This is a genomic window from Paenibacillus sp. SORGH_AS_0306 (genome assembly GCF_030819345.1).
Lineage (GTDB): Bacteria > Bacillota > Bacilli > Paenibacillales > Paenibacillaceae > Saccharibacillus > Saccharibacillus kyungheensis.
The window spans coordinates 2,461,613-2,477,284 of the sequence record NZ_JAUTBP010000001.1 but is presented as its reverse complement, the minus strand read 5'-3'; the positions used below and the strand labels follow the sequence as shown (position 1 = coordinate 2,477,284).

The window sequence follows — 15,672 nt, the reverse complement described above, 5'->3', positions numbered from 1 at the left end:
CCTCCTTAAAGTTATAATACAACTATGTATTACACTCATTATTATATATTAGATCATACTAAATCATTCTAATTATATCTAGTTATAATTAAATATAATGATTCATAAGCGATTCACTTATAGATTAAATTGAAAACACTTCTGATCCACGTTAAGATAAACGTATATTGTTAGGGAGGAACCACCTATGAATGAGCAGGTGTCATACACAACTGAAGAAATCGCCAAATTACTAAAAGTCTCCAAATTAACGGTTTATGATTTGATCAAAAAAGGCGATCTGCCTGCCTATCGTGTTGGTAAACAAATGCGAGTCGATCATTATGATCTAGAAGCTTACAAACAAAAAGCCAAAAACGGCATGATTCGTGAAAATCGAGAAAATGCGGGACAGCTTAATATGACAGCTACCCCACTAGATAGCATGTTGCAGACTTCTTCATCGTCTGATTCAACAGACGTTTCTCCACTTCAACCGGGAGTCGGTAATATTCCACATATGGATTATGAAGATCATACATCTGATGCGGAAGCAACAGTTACACCTGAATTTGTACATGCAGCTTATGCCCGTCCAGAAGAGATTTTGCGGAACACAGGAACGATGAATCCTATAACACAGGAACCTGTCACCCCACCAACCAGTGGAAGAACGATTGTGATTACAGGGCAGGATACCAGTCTGGATATTCTGGCACGTTATATGGAAAAAGAAGATAGTCGCTATCGTCCTCTTCGTTCTTTTGCAGGGAGTATGGATAGTCTGGTATCTATGTATATGGGCAATTCCGATATTGTTAGCACTCATTTATTTGATGGAGAGACAGGCGATTATAATTTGCCGTATATTCGTAAAATTCTAGTTTCTCATCCTTGTACAGTGATTAATTTAGCATCGAGAAGAGCAGGATTATATGTAGCTAAAGGCAATCCAAAAGGGATTCGTTCATGGCAAGACTTAGCTCAAGCTGGACTGACAATGGTGAACCGGGAACGCGGAGCAGGAGCACGTGTCTTACTGGATGAGCAACTACGATTGAACGATATTCGTACATCACAGTTACAAGGATATGCACAGGAAGAATCTTCTCATATAGCAGTCGCTGGCAAAGTAGCTAGTGGTCAAGCCGATGTAGGGGTCGGAAGCGAGAAAGCTGCTGCTTTAGTAGGAGTAGAGTTTATTCCATTAACGGTTGAGCGTTATGATCTGGTGATACTCAATAAAACCGAAAATGCAGAATGGATAGCTACATTAAGAAGAATACTGTCATCCGATGAATTTAAACGTGAACTACAAGCCATCGGTGGATATGATTTATCTCGTACAGGGGAAATATTGTACGCCAGTGAATATTAATATATCGAATAAGGAGGAAATAATGATGAAAGACAAAGTAAAAGGATTGGTATTAGGGATAGCGATCGGTTCATTGTTAACAGGAACAGGTGTAGCAATGGCAGCAAATACCACCAGTATTCAGGTAGCTTTTAAAAATGTAGGTCTATATATCGATCAAGTCAAAAAGTCGGACGCCAATGTCATTATTTATAAAGGAACAACCTATGTACCAGCTAGAACGATGAGTATAGCTATGAGCAAAGATATTCGTTTGTCGAACAATAATTTGTATATTGGAATTAATCAGACGAATAGTGCAGGTTCATCATCCTCTTCTAATTCGGCAAATACAACAGCTCCAACGATACCAACTCCAAGTGCGCCTACCGTACCGGCTACACCATCTTCATCATCTAGTACATCTACTACTACCAATACATCTGGAGTAAATGAAGCTCAGGCTATTCAGTTGGTGAAAGACAAATATAAGTTGAATGGTTCTTCTTATCTGGTCGCAGATGTAGATCATGAAGAAGACAATATGTATGTTGTCCATGTCTATGAAAATGTAGTCGATGATGCAGCGACAGGCGAAGGTCATACCGCTACTTATGGATGGTATTATGTAGATAAAAAAACAGGTGCGATTACATCAATGTTCTAAACAAACGATAACGATGATATGAAATATTCAAAAAGCTAGAACTCGTTAGTGGTACATACGAGTTCCAGCTTTTTGTGATTTATCATGCCAGCATACTACAAGTCAACTAACACAATACAAGTGATAGATTGTAATTAAGAAGTGATCGGAATCCAGATTTGCGGAGCCACGTTAGGGCCACCGTATACTTCTAGTTCAGGCAGATACGCATGTTCATAAGCATTAGAAGGAAACCATTCGGAGATAATCTGTTTCCAGACTTTTTGCATACTAGCTGGCATCGGGCCTTCTACTTCAAATACACTCCACTTGGAAGCAGGAATGTGTAAGCTTGATAATCCTTCAGGAATCTCCCCATCGTAAGCTGTAGCAATCCAATACTCCATTTGATTAGATTGCAGTTCAGTCTGATCTACACAGACTCCTAGTAATCCTTTTAGAGCACCGTTGTTCAATTCAAATAAACGATCTTCTACACCTTCATGATACGCTTTGTCCCACATTTTAGGGATGTCGCGCAGATTTTCACCATTTTCATAAGAGAATGTTTGCTTGATACCGACTAATGAAAATGCAGGATGTTCGATTATTTTATAATTCATCGGTTCCGCTCCTTTGACATTGACTTGAATCGTTAAGCGATTGAAAGACTTGAGTGAACTACTGTGTTTGCGTGCTTCACTAGGTGCAATCCCATGTTGCCTGCGGAAAGCTTTGGAAAAAGATTCCGGTGTATCGTATCCATATTTATGCGCAAGCTCAATAATTTTGTGCTCACTATGTAGAAGTTCATGTGCAGCCAATGTTAATCGTCTACGTCTCAAATATTCTGCCACGGTGGTATCCGTTAACAACGAAAAGTTACGTTGAAAATAAAAAGGGGACAGATGCGCTTGAGCAGCAATTTGTTCGATCGTTATTGGTTCTAACAAATGTTCTTCCATATAATGAATAGCTATCTGTAAAGAGGTTATCCAGTTCATTGTTATTGTTCACTCCTTGCTGTTTATTATAAAGGAAAGCAATCGTTCTATCCGGTCATTTTGTGCGCAGTTTTGTCTGTCTTATAGAGAACAGATTATGAATATAATAGGTGTGGCTATAGTTGTTTTGACAATGATAATTATTATCATTTATAATAGTGTAAGATACAGATTTTGAAGGAGGCTTGGCTATGTTTGCTATTATGCGTAGTATCACAGTAACAGAAGGTAACGCCAATCAAGTGGTAGAACGTTTTAACCAACCTGGTATTTTGGAAGAACAGCCTGGTTTTGTTGATTTGACGATTTTGGTTAAGCAGACTCGTAAAGGGGAAGAAGAAGTTGTGCTTTTATTCCGCTGGGAGTCTGAAGAAGCTTGGAAGAACTGGGAGAAAAGTGATGCTCATATTCAAGGGCACCGCCAAAAAGCAGGTCAACCCAAACCTGACTATATCATTAACTCTACAAACGGCAAATACGATATCAAAGCGATTAAAAAAGGTAAAGAATAACCATCAATAACTATGATCATAGAATAAAATGATACACAAAAAGGATGAGCTACCTATAAGTAGTCCATCCTTTTTTGATCAAAAGATCAGTACACTAAGCTTTTTAAATATACTCTATCTACAGACAAAGTCGCTATTATAGCGGCTTTTTTTGTTGTTTTACTATCTAAATGTTCTTATTTGAGGCTGAACCGATCGGCATTTATACGGGGATATAGAAAATAACGCAATAGCCCGTTCGAGTCTTTTTCTTACTTTTCACCAACTTGTCAGAAAGATATGATTCTTCTTGGAACGATTGAGGACAAAAATGTGACTACGATTGTATTGGGCCAAAATTAGAATACAATAAATTTTAAATATCCATGGATATAGTAGCTTGATCTATTCTGCAAGATGAAAGGGGACAACGATAAAGATGGAGATCGATACGGTGTTATGGAGCAGGCTTGTGACAGGGCTGACACTTGGATTTCACGTTATTTTTGCAACATTGGGTGTCGGTATTCCATTAATGATCGCTATAGCGGAGTTGATCGGTATTCGCAAAAAAGATCATCACTACATACTTATGGCAAAAAGATGGTCAAGAGGATTTGTGATTTCTGTTGCAGTCGGTGTAGTAACAGGTACAGCAATCTCTCTACAACTGGCTCTTGTGTGGCCTAATTTTATGAAATTAGCTGGAAATGTGATTGCATTGCCTTTATTTATGGAGGTATTTGCGTTCTTTTTTGAAGCGATCTTTTTAGGAATTTATTTGTATACATGGGATCGATTCAAAAAAAATCCATACTTACACTGGTTATTAACGATTCCGATTGTGGCTGGAGCTGGAATGTCGGCTGTATTTATTACAACAGTCAATGGATTTATGAATACACCGGGAGGATTTCTAATGGAGGCAGGGCAATTTGTAGCTGTAAATCCTGTACAAGCGATGCTCAATACAGCGACATTTTCTAAAGTATTCCATGTACTGAGTTCAGCTTATCTCACAGGTGCGGCATTATTAGCCGGAATTGCTGCTTTTGCTATGTTAAGAAAAGGTGTATCTGCGTATCACAAAAAAGGCTTAAATCTGATGATGGCAGTGGTGTTGTTATTCAGTCTATTCAATACATTAGCTGGCGACGTGTCGGCTAAATTTCTGGCAGAACATCAACCGGAGAAACTTGCTGCGGCAGAATGGCATTTTGAAACTGAACGTGGAGCAGACTTGATTCTGTTGGGATGGTTGAATGCAGAGCATGAAGTGATAGGCGCACTTCACTTGTCGAAAGTACTTAGTTTTCTAGCATTCGGTGACTTTAATGCAGAGGTTACAGGACTGAATGAATTCCCTTTGGATGAACGTCCACCACTACTTGTCCATTATTTATTTGATGCGATGGCGGGAATTGGATTTACATTGCTTGCCGTATCCAGTCTGTATTTTCTACTGCTGTTCTTGAAGAAACGCAAGGAGCTTAACCTCAACAAATGGATGCTTCGTATGGTGGCACTATCTGCGCCGCTTGCTTTTTTAGCTGTTGAAATGGGTTGGTTCTATGCAGAACTAGGAAGACAGCCGTGGATTATTCGAGGGTATATGCGTGTAGAAGAAGCGGCAACATCTTCGCCAAGTGTCCGCATTTTGTTTTTTGTTTTCTTACTTCTTTATATTGTACTTGGCACGATATGTGTTCTGGTATTACGACGACTATTCAATAACAATCCTGCTGAAGTAGAGATTGAGAAGTGGCTCAAAGACCATCCTGACAAGGGGACTGAGAAAGGTGGGCAATCATGATCAGTTATGAATTGATTGGTATCTCGGTACTCTGGATATTTTTATATGGCTATTTAATAGTAGCTTCAATCGATTTTGGCGCAGGATTTTTTGCTTTCTATGCACGCTTAACGAAGCAAGATCATCTAATTAATCGACTGATCTCTCGCTATTTGTCACCGGTCTGGGAGATCACCAATGTGTTTTTTGTCTTTTTCTATATTGGCATTGTCGGATTTTTCCCGGATACTGCGTATTATTATGGATCTGCTTTACTGGTTCCCGGAAGTATTGCTATTATTCTGCTTGCAATCAGGGGCTCATTTTATGCTTTTGAAAATTATGGTTCCAAAAACAATATTGTATTTCTATTTTTGTATGGAGCAACAGGATTGCTGATTCCAGCTTCGTTATCTGTAGCCCTGACGCTGGCTGAGGGAGGATTTATTCTCAAGCAAGGAGATATTGTGTCTCTGGATTATTGGGAATTGTTCACCAATCCATTGTCATGGAGTATTGTCGGGCTGGCGATTGTATCTGTTTTGTTTATTAGTGGCTCCTTTTTAACCTTTTATGCTTCACGTGCAGAAGATGAATCTGCTTTAAAGTTGATGCGAGGGTATGCTTTATTTTGGAGTACACCTACTATTGTGATGGCATTAACCGCTTTTATTTATCTAGGTCAGCATAATGCACGACATTTTCAAAATATGATGGATTTATGGTGGTTGCTTGCTCTTTCGATAGCTTTCTTTATGATCGCTATGTGGCTGTTATATAACGGACGTCGCTACGGATTAGCATTTAGTTGTATTATGCTACAGTTTTTCTGTGCATTTTTTGCTTACGGTATCGGGCAATATCCATATATTCTCGATCCTTATATCACTATCCAGAGCAGCGGAACTTCACCAGCGATGGGCTTTGCATTAGTGGTTGTATTTATAGGTGGACTCTGTCTGTTAATTCCTTCGCTCATTCTAGTATTCAAGTTGTTTTTATTTGATGCAGATTATGTGAAAGGGAAAAAATAAAGCATATTGCAACTTATAGTGGCATAGAAGGATGCTTCCGACTATGCCTTGATTGATAAAGGAGGACAGTGCTATGAGCAGAACATCCAGTCTTATCAGTGAACAAATGTCTTTACAGCGAAAAAATAGAGTTCTACTGATGATCATTTCATTGATCTTAGGCATTACGATAATTACTCAAGCGGTATTATTAGCTGAAGTCGTGCAACGGATCTTTGTTGAAAAAGCATCTTTCTCATCGGTCACAGTATTACTAGGATTATTGCTAGCTGTGATGGCATTACGGACATTATTGTTTTATAGCAATGGAAAAGTAGGGCTACATATGGCTGCTCTTGCCAAAACGAATATGCGAGCGGCTGTTATACAACGCTTAACTCGCACGTCTATGCCGGGCATGTTAGTCGGACAGACCGGTGGAAAAGTCAGTGTAGCTCTCGATGCGGTAGATGAAGCAGACAGTTATTTTAGCCAATATATGCCTCGAATGATGGAAGCGGCTATTATTCCGATTTTAATTGTGGCATTTACATTTTCGCTTCATGTAAATACAGGCTTAATTATGATCTGTACTGCTCCATTTATTCCTTTATTTATGGTTTTGGTAGGATTAAAAACAAAGCATAAATCAGAAGAAAAGTATGAACAGTTAGCCGAATTTTCCGGTACATTTCTCGACTCTCTTCAAGGGCTAGTGTCGTTAAAAATATTCGGACGTGCGCATCATCAGCAACAACAGATTGAACGTAGTAGTCTAGGGTATCGTGATGCAACGATGAGTATTTTGAAAATTGCCTTTACCAATACATTTATGCTGGAATCCATTGTAATGCTGAGTATTGGTATTGTTGCTTTAGAACTCGCTATTCAATTGCTTGTTTTCAAATCGATGACTTTTCACAGTGCGTTTCTCATTTTGTTGTTGATCCCTGAATTTTATAGTTTATTAAAAAATACAGGAACTGCTTTTCATAGTGGTCGCACAAGTATGGGAGCTGTTCGTAAAGTAGAGCAGTTGCTAGCGGAATCCCGTATATCAGACTCAACAGACAATACAACAGAAGAATTATTAATCACTACCAACAAACCAATAACAGAAGCGAGCAATCGATCAACTACAGCAACAGATTCTACACCGTTATTGATCGAGTTAGAGCAGGTGGGTTTTCAATATGCGCCTGATTCTTTTGAACTGGAGACAGGGCGAATTAAGATTACAGCAGGAGAACATATTGCTATCGTGGGCAAAAGTGGATCTGGAAAAACAACACTACTTCATCTAATTGCTGGCTTGCTCAAGCCTACCACAGGTTCAGTGGTGATCAACGGAAATATATTATCGCCATCTAATGAGTCTGCATGGTTCCAACATATTAGCTATATTACACAGCATCCTTATATATTTGCAGGGACATTTGCTGAAAATATTTCTATAGGAGCAGGGAGAGAAGTGACACGCAAGCAGATTCAACAAGCCGCCGCAGAAGCTGGACTTACCCCGCTAATCGCTCAACTTCATCAGGGCTTAGATACGGTGATTGGAGAAGGGGGTAGAGGACTTTCAGGTGGGGAAAAACAACGACTTGCTCTGGCGCGTGCTTTTCTCAAGCGACCGGATATTATTTTGTTTGATGAGCCTACGGTAGGATTGGATCTGCACACCGAGCAAATCTTGCAACGTTCTATTGCTATATTATCGCAAGCAGCAACGATGATTACAGTAGCGCACCGATTATACACGATTCAAGATGCCGATCAGATCCTGTATATGGACAATGGGGTAGTAGTTGATTCAGGTCATCATCATGAACTATTAGCTCGTCTATCTCCATATGCAGATATGGTGAATGTGCAACAAAAAGGAGTGGTAGTATGAATGATCTCGCTATAATGTCCAAAGCGATGTTCCAAGAGCGCAAAGATATCATCTTTTCGATAGTGGGAGGATTTATTGCTGGCATCGCAGGAGTGGCTCTATTCTCAGCAAGTGGATATATGATCTCACAGACTGTATTTGCACCACCACTATATACGTTGATTATTCTTACTTCTATGGTCAAGCTACTAGGTCTGCTTCGAGCAGCAAGTCGGTATGGTGAACGTCTGTATTCACACCGGGCAACATTTTCAATGTTAAGCCGATTAAGGGTCACATTCTTCGCCAAGCTTATTCCGATTACACCCGGTATATTGAACAAACGACGCAGTGGTGATCTGTTGGCACGCATCGTAGGTGATGTAGAAAGTCTACAACATTACTTTTTGCGTGTAGCTTATCCGCCTATTATTGCTATGACAGTCTTTTTGGCGACTATGTTATTTACTTCTGCTTTTTCAATCTGGATTGCTTGTGTATTAGTCGTTGGGATGTTATTAACAGCACTGGTGGTGCCAGGTATCGTACTGATCGGACAGCGCAAAATCAATGGACGTGTTCGCGAGCAACGAGCATTGCTCTCTACAGAAGTAACTGAGGTACTATACGGCTTTCGAGATTTGAAAATTTACGGACAATTAACAGAGCGAGAGAAGCAACTGGAACAAGCGGCTACAATTTTAACCAAAGAACAACAACAACAAGCCGACAACCTACTACGTGGACAATCTATGCATACCTTTGTCTCCTTTTTTATTTCATGGAGTGTGCTGGCGTTAGGGGCATGGTTGATTATAGAGGGTACGCTTCAAGGTGTATTTTTAGCTATGCTGATTATGGCATCGATGACTGTTTTTGAAGAAGTGGCAGCGATGGCTACTTTACCCGCGTACAAGCAAGATAGTGAACATGCGGCTACACGACTAAATGAAACAGTAGGGCATACAGCTATACAACCTACATCATCAAAAAAATTATCTAACGATCAAGCTATTTCTATTGATATAGATCAAGTGACTTTTCAATATGAAGATGAATGGAGACCAGCGCTACAAGAATTGTCATTACATCTTGATGCAGGTTCCAAAACAGCGATTGTAGGAGCAAGTGGATCAGGTAAGTCCACGATAATCGATCTGTTACTCAAGCTTCGTACGCCTACAGCAGGAACTATACGATTAAATGATATATCTGTACAAGAACTGGATGAACAAAGTATCTGGCAAAACACGAATGTGGTATTACAGCAAGGGCACTTTTTTAGAGGGACTGTTCGTGACAATCTACTATTAAGCGACGAACTATATTCGGACGAACAATTAATACAGGTACTGCATCAGATGCAACTTCCTCATCTTCTGTTAACCGATATGATCTATGAAAAAGGAGAAAATCTTTCAGACGGCGAAAAGCAACGACTGGCTCTGGCGCGCGCATTGTTGCGCAAAGGACGATTATGGCTTCTCGATGAACCCACGTCATCGCTAGATTATGTAACCGAACAACGTGTTTTACAACAACTTTTGGCTAGAGCGACTGAAGATACCCTTCTTCTGATAGGGCATCGCCTGACTGGATTGGAAAAGATGGATCAGATTATAGTGATGGATCAAGGCAAGATGGTAGAGATCGGTTCGTATTCGGAACTTATGGAGAAACAGGGCTATTTCTATGAAATGAAACAAATCGAGTGGCAAATGATCGGAGAAGCGGCTATATAAAAAAACGTCCTTTTCTCAAGGGATATGTACAAAAGTCATGATTTCTTGAGAAAAGGATATCAATAAGTGGTTAGTATATCATTCAGCCAATAATTCGCTGAGCCACTTTTGCTCATGTTCAAATAGATTATCATACTTAGTGGTTCGCACCTCTTGTAACCATTTCACTACAGCAGGATCGTCACTAGCTACACGATGGAGAAACGATATGCCATACATCAACTCACTGATAAGATGTTGTCGACCTGCACGAGGTCTAGAAACGATAGATTTAACTCGTTTGAGCACTAGCTTGACTTGAGAAGGAGTGCCATGCTCGGCAATAGCTTTCATCGCATTCCATTTGACAGAAGACGATAAATCTTTGGCTAAATGATGTTCAAAAATAGATAAATAATGATTGCCATCGAATGTAGATAACATATCAATACATAATGCACGAATATCGACTTTGTTGGAACGCAAATGAGGAACTAGGTAAGGAGCAGCTATATATAGGTTGACCTTCTGAATAGCCAAAAGGATATGAAATAAATCAAGATAGTTTTTGGATATCGATAATAGTTCAATCAGGCGTTCACCTACAACTTCACGATCACAACGACCTAAGATTTCGATAGCATGATGACGTACTGAAGATTTTTTGGCATAAGATAAAGATAAGAAAGGTGTAGCATCTGGAATAAAGGGCACATAGGTAAAAGTATACAAAAGAACCATTTGTTCACGAGGAGGAGCAGCGCGGAAATACAACAACATTTTGTCTACAGCTCGTGTACCTTGAGTATGACATGCAAGATAACTCCATATAAAAAAGAGATGTTCGCGATCATTCACATCAGTAGTCTGTGTCCATACCTTGTCTACGATATCTATCCAATACTCTTCTTTCAATTGCTTGGCTTCTTTGCGAGCTTTCCAGCCTACACTATCGCCTGAACTTCTTACGGCTTGACCTTGTTCGTCGGTTTTGATACTCATCCGATAGATCAAGTCTTGTATGTAATCTATAGGTTCCATCGAATCGCCTCCTGTATGTTGAATGATTGCTATCCAACTTTTAAAACAAAGTAGAGTGGCACAATATGAGAAACTGTATATGAAACGATCTGATGGATTAGACCTCGATATAAGATAATAGCCATACATTATGCTCTAACAAGTGTCTATATTATACGATAAAAGGCTATTCTGTAGTGGTCTATCTTATTGTTCATTGTATTACATTCAAGTTAAGCGTAAAATAAATCTAATGAGCAAATATTTGTAAGCGCTTATTTATTGGAATGTGCTACTCAAAAAACCAAAGAGGTGTTCAATATGCCAGCTCCAGAAATGATGCACGCGATAAGAGTTCATGCTTACGGCAATAGTGAAAAAATGCACTATGAGAACGTATTAATGCCGAAGATTGAAGCAGATGAAGTATTAATCAAAGTCTCGGCAACAGCCTTTAACCCGTTAGATCACTTGATTCGTATGGGAGTGGTGCAAGAAACGTTCCCTCATAAATTACCTTATATTCCGAATGTAGAAGTATCCGGTACGATTACGGAAATAGGCAAAAACGTGAAAAATGTAAAAGTAGGCGAACCTGTTTTTGCATTGTTGAATATTCTGTCTAATGGAGCCGCTGCCGAATATGTCGCGACCAAAGCGGAATATGTAGCGACAGCACCGAAAAAGATCAAACTTCCAGAAGTAGCTGCTCTTCCAGTTGGTGCCTTAACCGCATGGCAAGCGCTATTCGATCATGGTCATTTGGAAAGTGGACAACGTGTGTTAATTGCAGGAGCCGCAGGCGGAGTAGGTACATTAGCGGTTCAATTGGCTAAATGGAAAGGTGCCTATGTGATCGGTACTGCATCCGAAGCCAGTTTCCCAATGCTCAAAGAAATCGGCATAGATGAGCTTATCGACTACAATCAAGAAATGGTCGAAGATCGTATTGAAGACAAGTTAGATCTTATTTTCAATCTATCGCCAGAAGGCACAAATGAAGTAAGCAACTGGCTTCATTTACTACGTGAAGGTGGAACATTCGTCTCGGTTACTAGCCCGGCAGATGAAGCCGTCGCTAAAGAGCTCAAAGTCAATGTAGTCAATATGAGCGTACAGCAAAGTGGAACACAATTGGCTCAGATTGCTACACTGGCCGATGAAGGTGTGCTCAAACCTGTGATTGCTGAAAAAGTAAAACTCAAAGACCTCCCCGAACTGCATCACCGCGCAGAAGTAGGAACGGTTCGTGGTAAAGTGTTAATTACAGTAGCAGAATAAAAGACTGCTAAATAATAAATAGTAACTAAAACGGTTCAAAGAGCACTACATGATCACGTTCTTTGAGCCGTTCTTGTATAATAAGTAATGATTTATTGGATAGGTGGAGCTTCCATAGGATTAATGCCACTATTTGCCCATGCTAATGGCTGATTTTGATTTAAATGATTCAAACGTTTCATATCACTCTCAGGAATTTCAAAATCAAATAATTCTAAATTTTCTCGGATACGATCAGGTTTACTACTTCTACTTAATACAGCATAACCACGTTGTAAAGCCCATCGTAATAATATTTTCGCTTCAGAGACATGAAATCTGTCTGCAATTTGTTTTGTGATTAATTGACAGTCTCTTTTTATATGATCAAGATCGTTTTCTTGTTTTTTATCAGCTCTCCATGTTGAAAGTGGAGCAAGTGAACTATATGCAATAGGCGCAATAGCATTTTTGTTCATATAATTGGTCAATTCAACATGAGTACATAGAGGATGAAATTCAATTTGATTGACTTCAGGGATTGTCAGCCCGGCATCAGTTATTTCTTTTAGTGTTGAAATATTATAATTGGATACCCCAATATGCTTTGCCAAGCCTAGTTTTTTCAATTCTTCTAATGCTGCCCACTGTTCTAATCGTAGTGCGGATAATGGTGCATGTATCAGATAAAGGTCTACATAATCAAGTTGTAGTTGCACTAATTGATTTTTTAAAGTATCTATAGTTTGTTGATGATTTTTTGACATTATTTTTGGCACTTTAGATAGGGGATAAAGTTTTGTAGTAATGAAAAGCTGTTCTCTGGATATTCCGGCTGCTTTTATTCCTTTACCTGTACCTTCTTCATTACGATAGATTTCCGAAGAATCAACATGTCTAAAACCAGCGAGTATGGCTTCTTTCACACTAAATTCTGCTTGTTCTTTAGATAATTGATAGGTACCAAAACCAACAATAGGCATGCCGATTCGATTACGTGCTGTATTAGATAACATCATTTTAAAAGACCCCTTTACAATATGAAAATGTATATTTAAGGCGACACATGGCTAGTATCTGAATTAAAATTGCTTATTATGTTTAAATTCTCGCTTTTTGTTGAATTCATTTTTTTCTATAATAGCTTGTTGAAGGTCAATATTATAATAGCCGCACATATCTAAAATACGGATTACTACATCTGCTAATTCTGAAGGTACACCTTCAAGTTTACCTTGTTCAGTATAGTAATTTTTATTAATTTCTCTTCCTTTTCTAACTTCTTCAAGAGCTTCCGATAACTCAGAATGACACAAAGCAATCATTGTTCCAAACTCTCTTTTTTCTTCCCACCATCCATGTTCGATAGCATTCTGATGAACTTCTGCTTGGATTTCTTTAATTGTTTTCAAGATATTCAGTCCTTTGGTATCTAGACCTAGATGTGATCTAGTTATTTTATTAGATTTAAAATGATTATATTTGATTTTAAAATAGTTTGAACTAATGTTCAAATTTGATGAATTTATGTTCAGTTAATGGCATATAAACGATTGTATTTAGATAGAGCCTTTTTATAAATTTAGTTTTTTGTAAGCAAGAGGGGTAGTATTCATTTTTTTACGAAAAAGATCAATAAAATAACTGGTACTATTAAATCCGACTTGATAAGCAACTTCTGTAATCGTAGATTCGTCTTGTTGTAACAAAACTAAACTTTTTTGAATCCGATAATCAATTACATAATGCAAAGGAGTAGTTTTCAAAATGCGCTTAAAATAACGACAACACTCTGAACGGCTTAACTGTCCTGCTTTGGCGATATCATCCAGAATAATTTTTTCAGTGTAATGCAAATGTATCCAATTTAACATTTGTTTCATCCGGTAACTTTTTATAAATTTGAGCTGATCGTATTCCAAAGATATACCGTGTACAAGTATAGTTTTCCAAATAGAGGTAATATATTCACTGATTTCAATTTCAAAAAAAGTTTGTTTTTGCTTGATCGATTCATTAATTTCTCGAATAGATTTTATTATTGTAGCTCCCCATGTTTCTGTGGATTTTATTTCCAGGTGAGGGAAATTGGTGGCTTGAATATAAGGACTCACATAGTTCATATATAGTTCTTTTGCCAATATAAAATGAGGAGCAATATTTAGACAAATATACATACATTCAGACTGTTCTACCTCTTCAGCCTTATGCAAACAGCCACTATTAATAAATAATCCATTTCCTTGCTTAACTACAATCTGTTCTTCATTAATTTGAAAAAGAGCTTCCCCTTTTTGGACGACAACAAACTGAATTTCTTCGTGCCAATGAAGAGGAATATATCCATGTATATCTTGATTGATTTGGTTTTCGTAACATGCAAAAGGTAAAAGAACAGTACGATGCTCGGTAAGTTCTTTTAAGTTTTGATCAATACCAAAACTTTTGTGTAACACAGAAATATCACCTCAATATACTTATATTTTTTAGTCTAATATAGGTATTATCATCTAATAGTTTCCTTTATGATAATACTATCATTATACTTTAAGGTGGAATAATCAAGATGAAAAAGCAATCAAAAAGAGCAGGAATACTATTAGTTACAATAGCAGCTATATTTTGGGGAGTAGGAGGAACGGTTGCCAAGTTTCTTTTTGAATATTCAAGTATTGATGTTAATTGGCTTGTAACTGTGCGTATGATTGTTGCAGGTATTTTACTATTAGGTATTCAATGTGTTGTTAAAGATCGTTCACAAATATGGAAGATATGGACACAGAAAAAAACAGCTATGCAAATGCTTATTTTTAGTATTGTAGGGATGCTAGCTGTGCAGTATACATATATGGCTTCTATTCAACATGGTAACGCTGCTGTAGCCACCTTATTACAATATCTATCACCAGTTATGATTATTGTTTATTTGATTATACGCAAACAAATGACCTTATCTTCCAAAGACATCATTACTGTTATGCTTGCGATCATAGGTTGTTTTCTATTGCTGACTAACGGTTCGATCTCTCAATTATCTGTACCTGTTATTGCTATCGTATGGGGAGTATTATCTGGAGCAGCACTAGCATTCTATACATTGTACGCTGTACCTTTACTCAAGCAATACGATTCTCTTGTTATTGTCGGTTGGGCAATGCTTATAGGAGGGTTAGCATTTAGCTTTATTCATCCACCTTGGCAATTTGATTTTCAGAGCCTAACTCTTGAAATGTATATGTATCTTATCTTTGTTATTATTTTTGGTACTATGATTGCATTCTGGTTTTATATTGAGAGCTTGGAAAGCCTTTTGCCAAAAGAAACAAGTTTACTTGGTAGCTTAGAACCTTTATCCGCTGTTCTTACAACTGTATTTTGGTTAAAAGAACCGTTTGGCATGTTTCAATGGGTAGGAACATTATGTATTATTGGACTTTTATTTATGATGACAATAAGCAAAAAAACGACTACACCTCACGTATAGATGAAACGATAAAAAAAATAACTATACAA

14 protein-coding genes are annotated in these 15,672 nt (G+C 38.1%); 9 read left to right on the top strand and 5 right to left on the bottom strand.

Annotation, left to right across the window (positions count from 1 at the left end):
- Window positions 1-187: 187 nt before the first annotated feature.
- Together QE450_RS10680 and QE450_RS10675 are read left to right on the top strand one after the other, a co-directional pair.
- On the top strand, window positions 188-1,357 hold the full coding sequence (locus QE450_RS10680) for a substrate-binding domain-containing protein (protein WP_307299256.1): 1,170 nt from the start codon (window positions 188-190) through the stop codon (window positions 1,355-1,357).
- A 25-nt stretch (window positions 1,358-1,382) separates the two neighbouring features.
- Window positions 1,383-2,003 carry a hypothetical protein gene (locus tag QE450_RS10675; RefSeq protein WP_307299254.1) on the top strand — a complete coding sequence of 207 codons (621 nt, stop codon included), beginning with the start codon at window positions 1,383-1,385 and terminating at the stop codon, window positions 2,001-2,003.
- A gap of 134 nt (window positions 2,004-2,137) precedes the next feature.
- Here QE450_RS10675 and QE450_RS10670 read toward each other — a convergent pair whose 3' ends face one another.
- Window positions 2,138-2,986, bottom strand: a complete 849-nt coding sequence (locus QE450_RS10670; protein ID WP_307299252.1) for an AraC family transcriptional regulator — start codon at window positions 2,984-2,986, stop codon at window positions 2,138-2,140.
- Between the two features lie 191 nt (window positions 2,987-3,177).
- Between QE450_RS10670 and QE450_RS10665 the strand changes: the two genes are divergently transcribed.
- From QE450_RS10665 to cydC, 5 genes are all read left to right on the top strand, one after another.
- Complete coding sequence (locus QE450_RS10665) at window positions 3,178-3,498, top strand: antibiotic biosynthesis monooxygenase family protein (protein WP_273612788.1); 321 nt, start codon at window positions 3,178-3,180, stop codon at window positions 3,496-3,498.
- Between the two features lie 418 nt (window positions 3,499-3,916).
- A complete protein-coding gene (locus tag QE450_RS10660; protein WP_307299250.1) occupies window positions 3,917-5,290 on the top strand; it encodes a cytochrome ubiquinol oxidase subunit I in 1,374 nt (457 codons plus the stop codon).
- Window positions 5,287-6,303: a cytochrome d ubiquinol oxidase subunit II gene (locus QE450_RS10655; RefSeq protein WP_307299247.1), complete on the top strand. Its 1,017-nt coding sequence runs from the start codon at window positions 5,287-5,289 to the stop codon at window positions 6,301-6,303. Before QE450_RS10660 ends, QE450_RS10655 begins: the two co-directional genes overlap by 4 nt.
- A 73-nt stretch (window positions 6,304-6,376) precedes the next feature.
- Window positions 6,377-8,179, top strand: coding sequence for a thiol reductant ABC exporter subunit CydD (cydD, locus tag QE450_RS10650; protein WP_307299243.1), 1,803 nt, complete (start codon window positions 6,377-6,379; stop codon window positions 8,177-8,179).
- Entirely contained in the window at window positions 8,176-9,900 is a 1,725-nt protein-coding gene (gene cydC, locus QE450_RS10645) for a thiol reductant ABC exporter subunit CydC (RefSeq protein ID WP_307299241.1), read from the top strand. The genes cydD and cydC overlap by 4 nt, the downstream gene beginning before the upstream one ends.
- A 78-nt stretch (window positions 9,901-9,978) precedes the next feature.
- On the opposite strand, the gene QE450_RS10640 is transcribed toward cydC, so the two are convergent.
- Window positions 9,979-10,920 (bottom strand): HEAT repeat domain-containing protein, encoded by a 942-nt coding sequence (locus QE450_RS10640; protein ID WP_307299238.1) that lies wholly within the window; start codon window positions 10,918-10,920, stop codon window positions 9,979-9,981.
- 300 nt (window positions 10,921-11,220) lie between these two features.
- Here QE450_RS10640 and QE450_RS10635 point away from each other — a divergent pair, with 300 nt between their 5' ends.
- Window positions 11,221-12,180: an NADP-dependent oxidoreductase gene (locus QE450_RS10635; protein ID WP_307299234.1), complete on the top strand. Its 960-nt coding sequence runs from the start codon at window positions 11,221-11,223 to the stop codon at window positions 12,178-12,180.
- 92 nt (window positions 12,181-12,272) lie between these two features.
- Here the strand turns inward: QE450_RS10635 and QE450_RS10630 are convergent, their stop codons facing one another.
- The 3 genes from QE450_RS10630 to QE450_RS10620 form a co-directional block, all read right to left on the bottom strand.
- Entirely contained in the window at window positions 12,273-13,178 is a 906-nt protein-coding gene (locus QE450_RS10630; RefSeq protein ID WP_307299232.1) for an aldo/keto reductase family protein, read from the bottom strand.
- Window positions 13,179-13,241: 63 nt separating this feature from the next.
- Entirely contained in the window at window positions 13,242-13,571 is a 330-nt protein-coding gene (locus QE450_RS10625) for a nucleoside triphosphate pyrophosphohydrolase family protein (protein ID WP_274172468.1), read from the bottom strand.
- A gap of 162 nt (window positions 13,572-13,733) precedes the next feature.
- The gene (locus tag QE450_RS10620; protein WP_307299228.1) at window positions 13,734-14,615 is read right to left on the bottom strand and encodes an AraC family transcriptional regulator; all 882 of its coding nucleotides are present in this window, start codon (window positions 14,613-14,615) and stop codon (window positions 13,734-13,736) included.
- 110 nt (window positions 14,616-14,725) lie between these two features.
- On the opposite strand from QE450_RS10620, the gene QE450_RS10615 reads away from it, so the two are divergent.
- The gene (locus tag QE450_RS10615; RefSeq protein WP_274172470.1) at window positions 14,726-15,643 is read left to right on the top strand and encodes an EamA family transporter; all 918 of its coding nucleotides are present in this window, start codon (window positions 14,726-14,728) and stop codon (window positions 15,641-15,643) included.
- Window positions 15,644-15,672 lie beyond the last annotated feature (29 nt).

Coding starts and splice junctions, on each gene's coding strand:
- QE450_RS10640 (WP_307299238.1), bottom strand. CDS start 10,920: ATGGAACCTATAGATTACATACAAGACTTGATCTATCGGATGAGTATC.
- QE450_RS10670 (WP_307299252.1), bottom strand. CDS start 2,986: ATGAACTGGATAACCTCTTTACAGATAGCTATTCATTATATGGAAGAA.
- cydD (WP_307299243.1), top strand. CDS start 6,377: ATGAGCAGAACATCCAGTCTTATCAGTGAACAAATGTCTTTACAGCGA.
- QE450_RS10675 (WP_307299254.1), top strand. CDS start 1,383: ATGAAAGACAAAGTAAAAGGATTGGTATTAGGGATAGCGATCGGTTCA.
- QE450_RS10630 (WP_307299232.1), bottom strand. CDS start 13,178: ATGATGTTATCTAATACAGCACGTAATCGAATCGGCATGCCTATTGTT.
- QE450_RS10680 (WP_307299256.1), top strand. CDS start 188: ATGAATGAGCAGGTGTCATACACAACTGAAGAAATCGCCAAATTACTA.
- QE450_RS10665 (WP_273612788.1), top strand. CDS start 3,178: ATGTTTGCTATTATGCGTAGTATCACAGTAACAGAAGGTAACGCCAAT.
- cydC (WP_307299241.1), top strand. CDS start 8,176: ATGAATGATCTCGCTATAATGTCCAAAGCGATGTTCCAAGAGCGCAAA.
- QE450_RS10660 (WP_307299250.1), top strand. CDS start 3,917: ATGGAGATCGATACGGTGTTATGGAGCAGGCTTGTGACAGGGCTGACA.
- QE450_RS10655 (WP_307299247.1), top strand. CDS start 5,287: ATGATCAGTTATGAATTGATTGGTATCTCGGTACTCTGGATATTTTTA.
- QE450_RS10615 (WP_274172470.1), top strand. CDS start 14,726: ATGAAAAAGCAATCAAAAAGAGCAGGAATACTATTAGTTACAATAGCA.
- QE450_RS10635 (WP_307299234.1), top strand. CDS start 11,221: ATGCCAGCTCCAGAAATGATGCACGCGATAAGAGTTCATGCTTACGGC.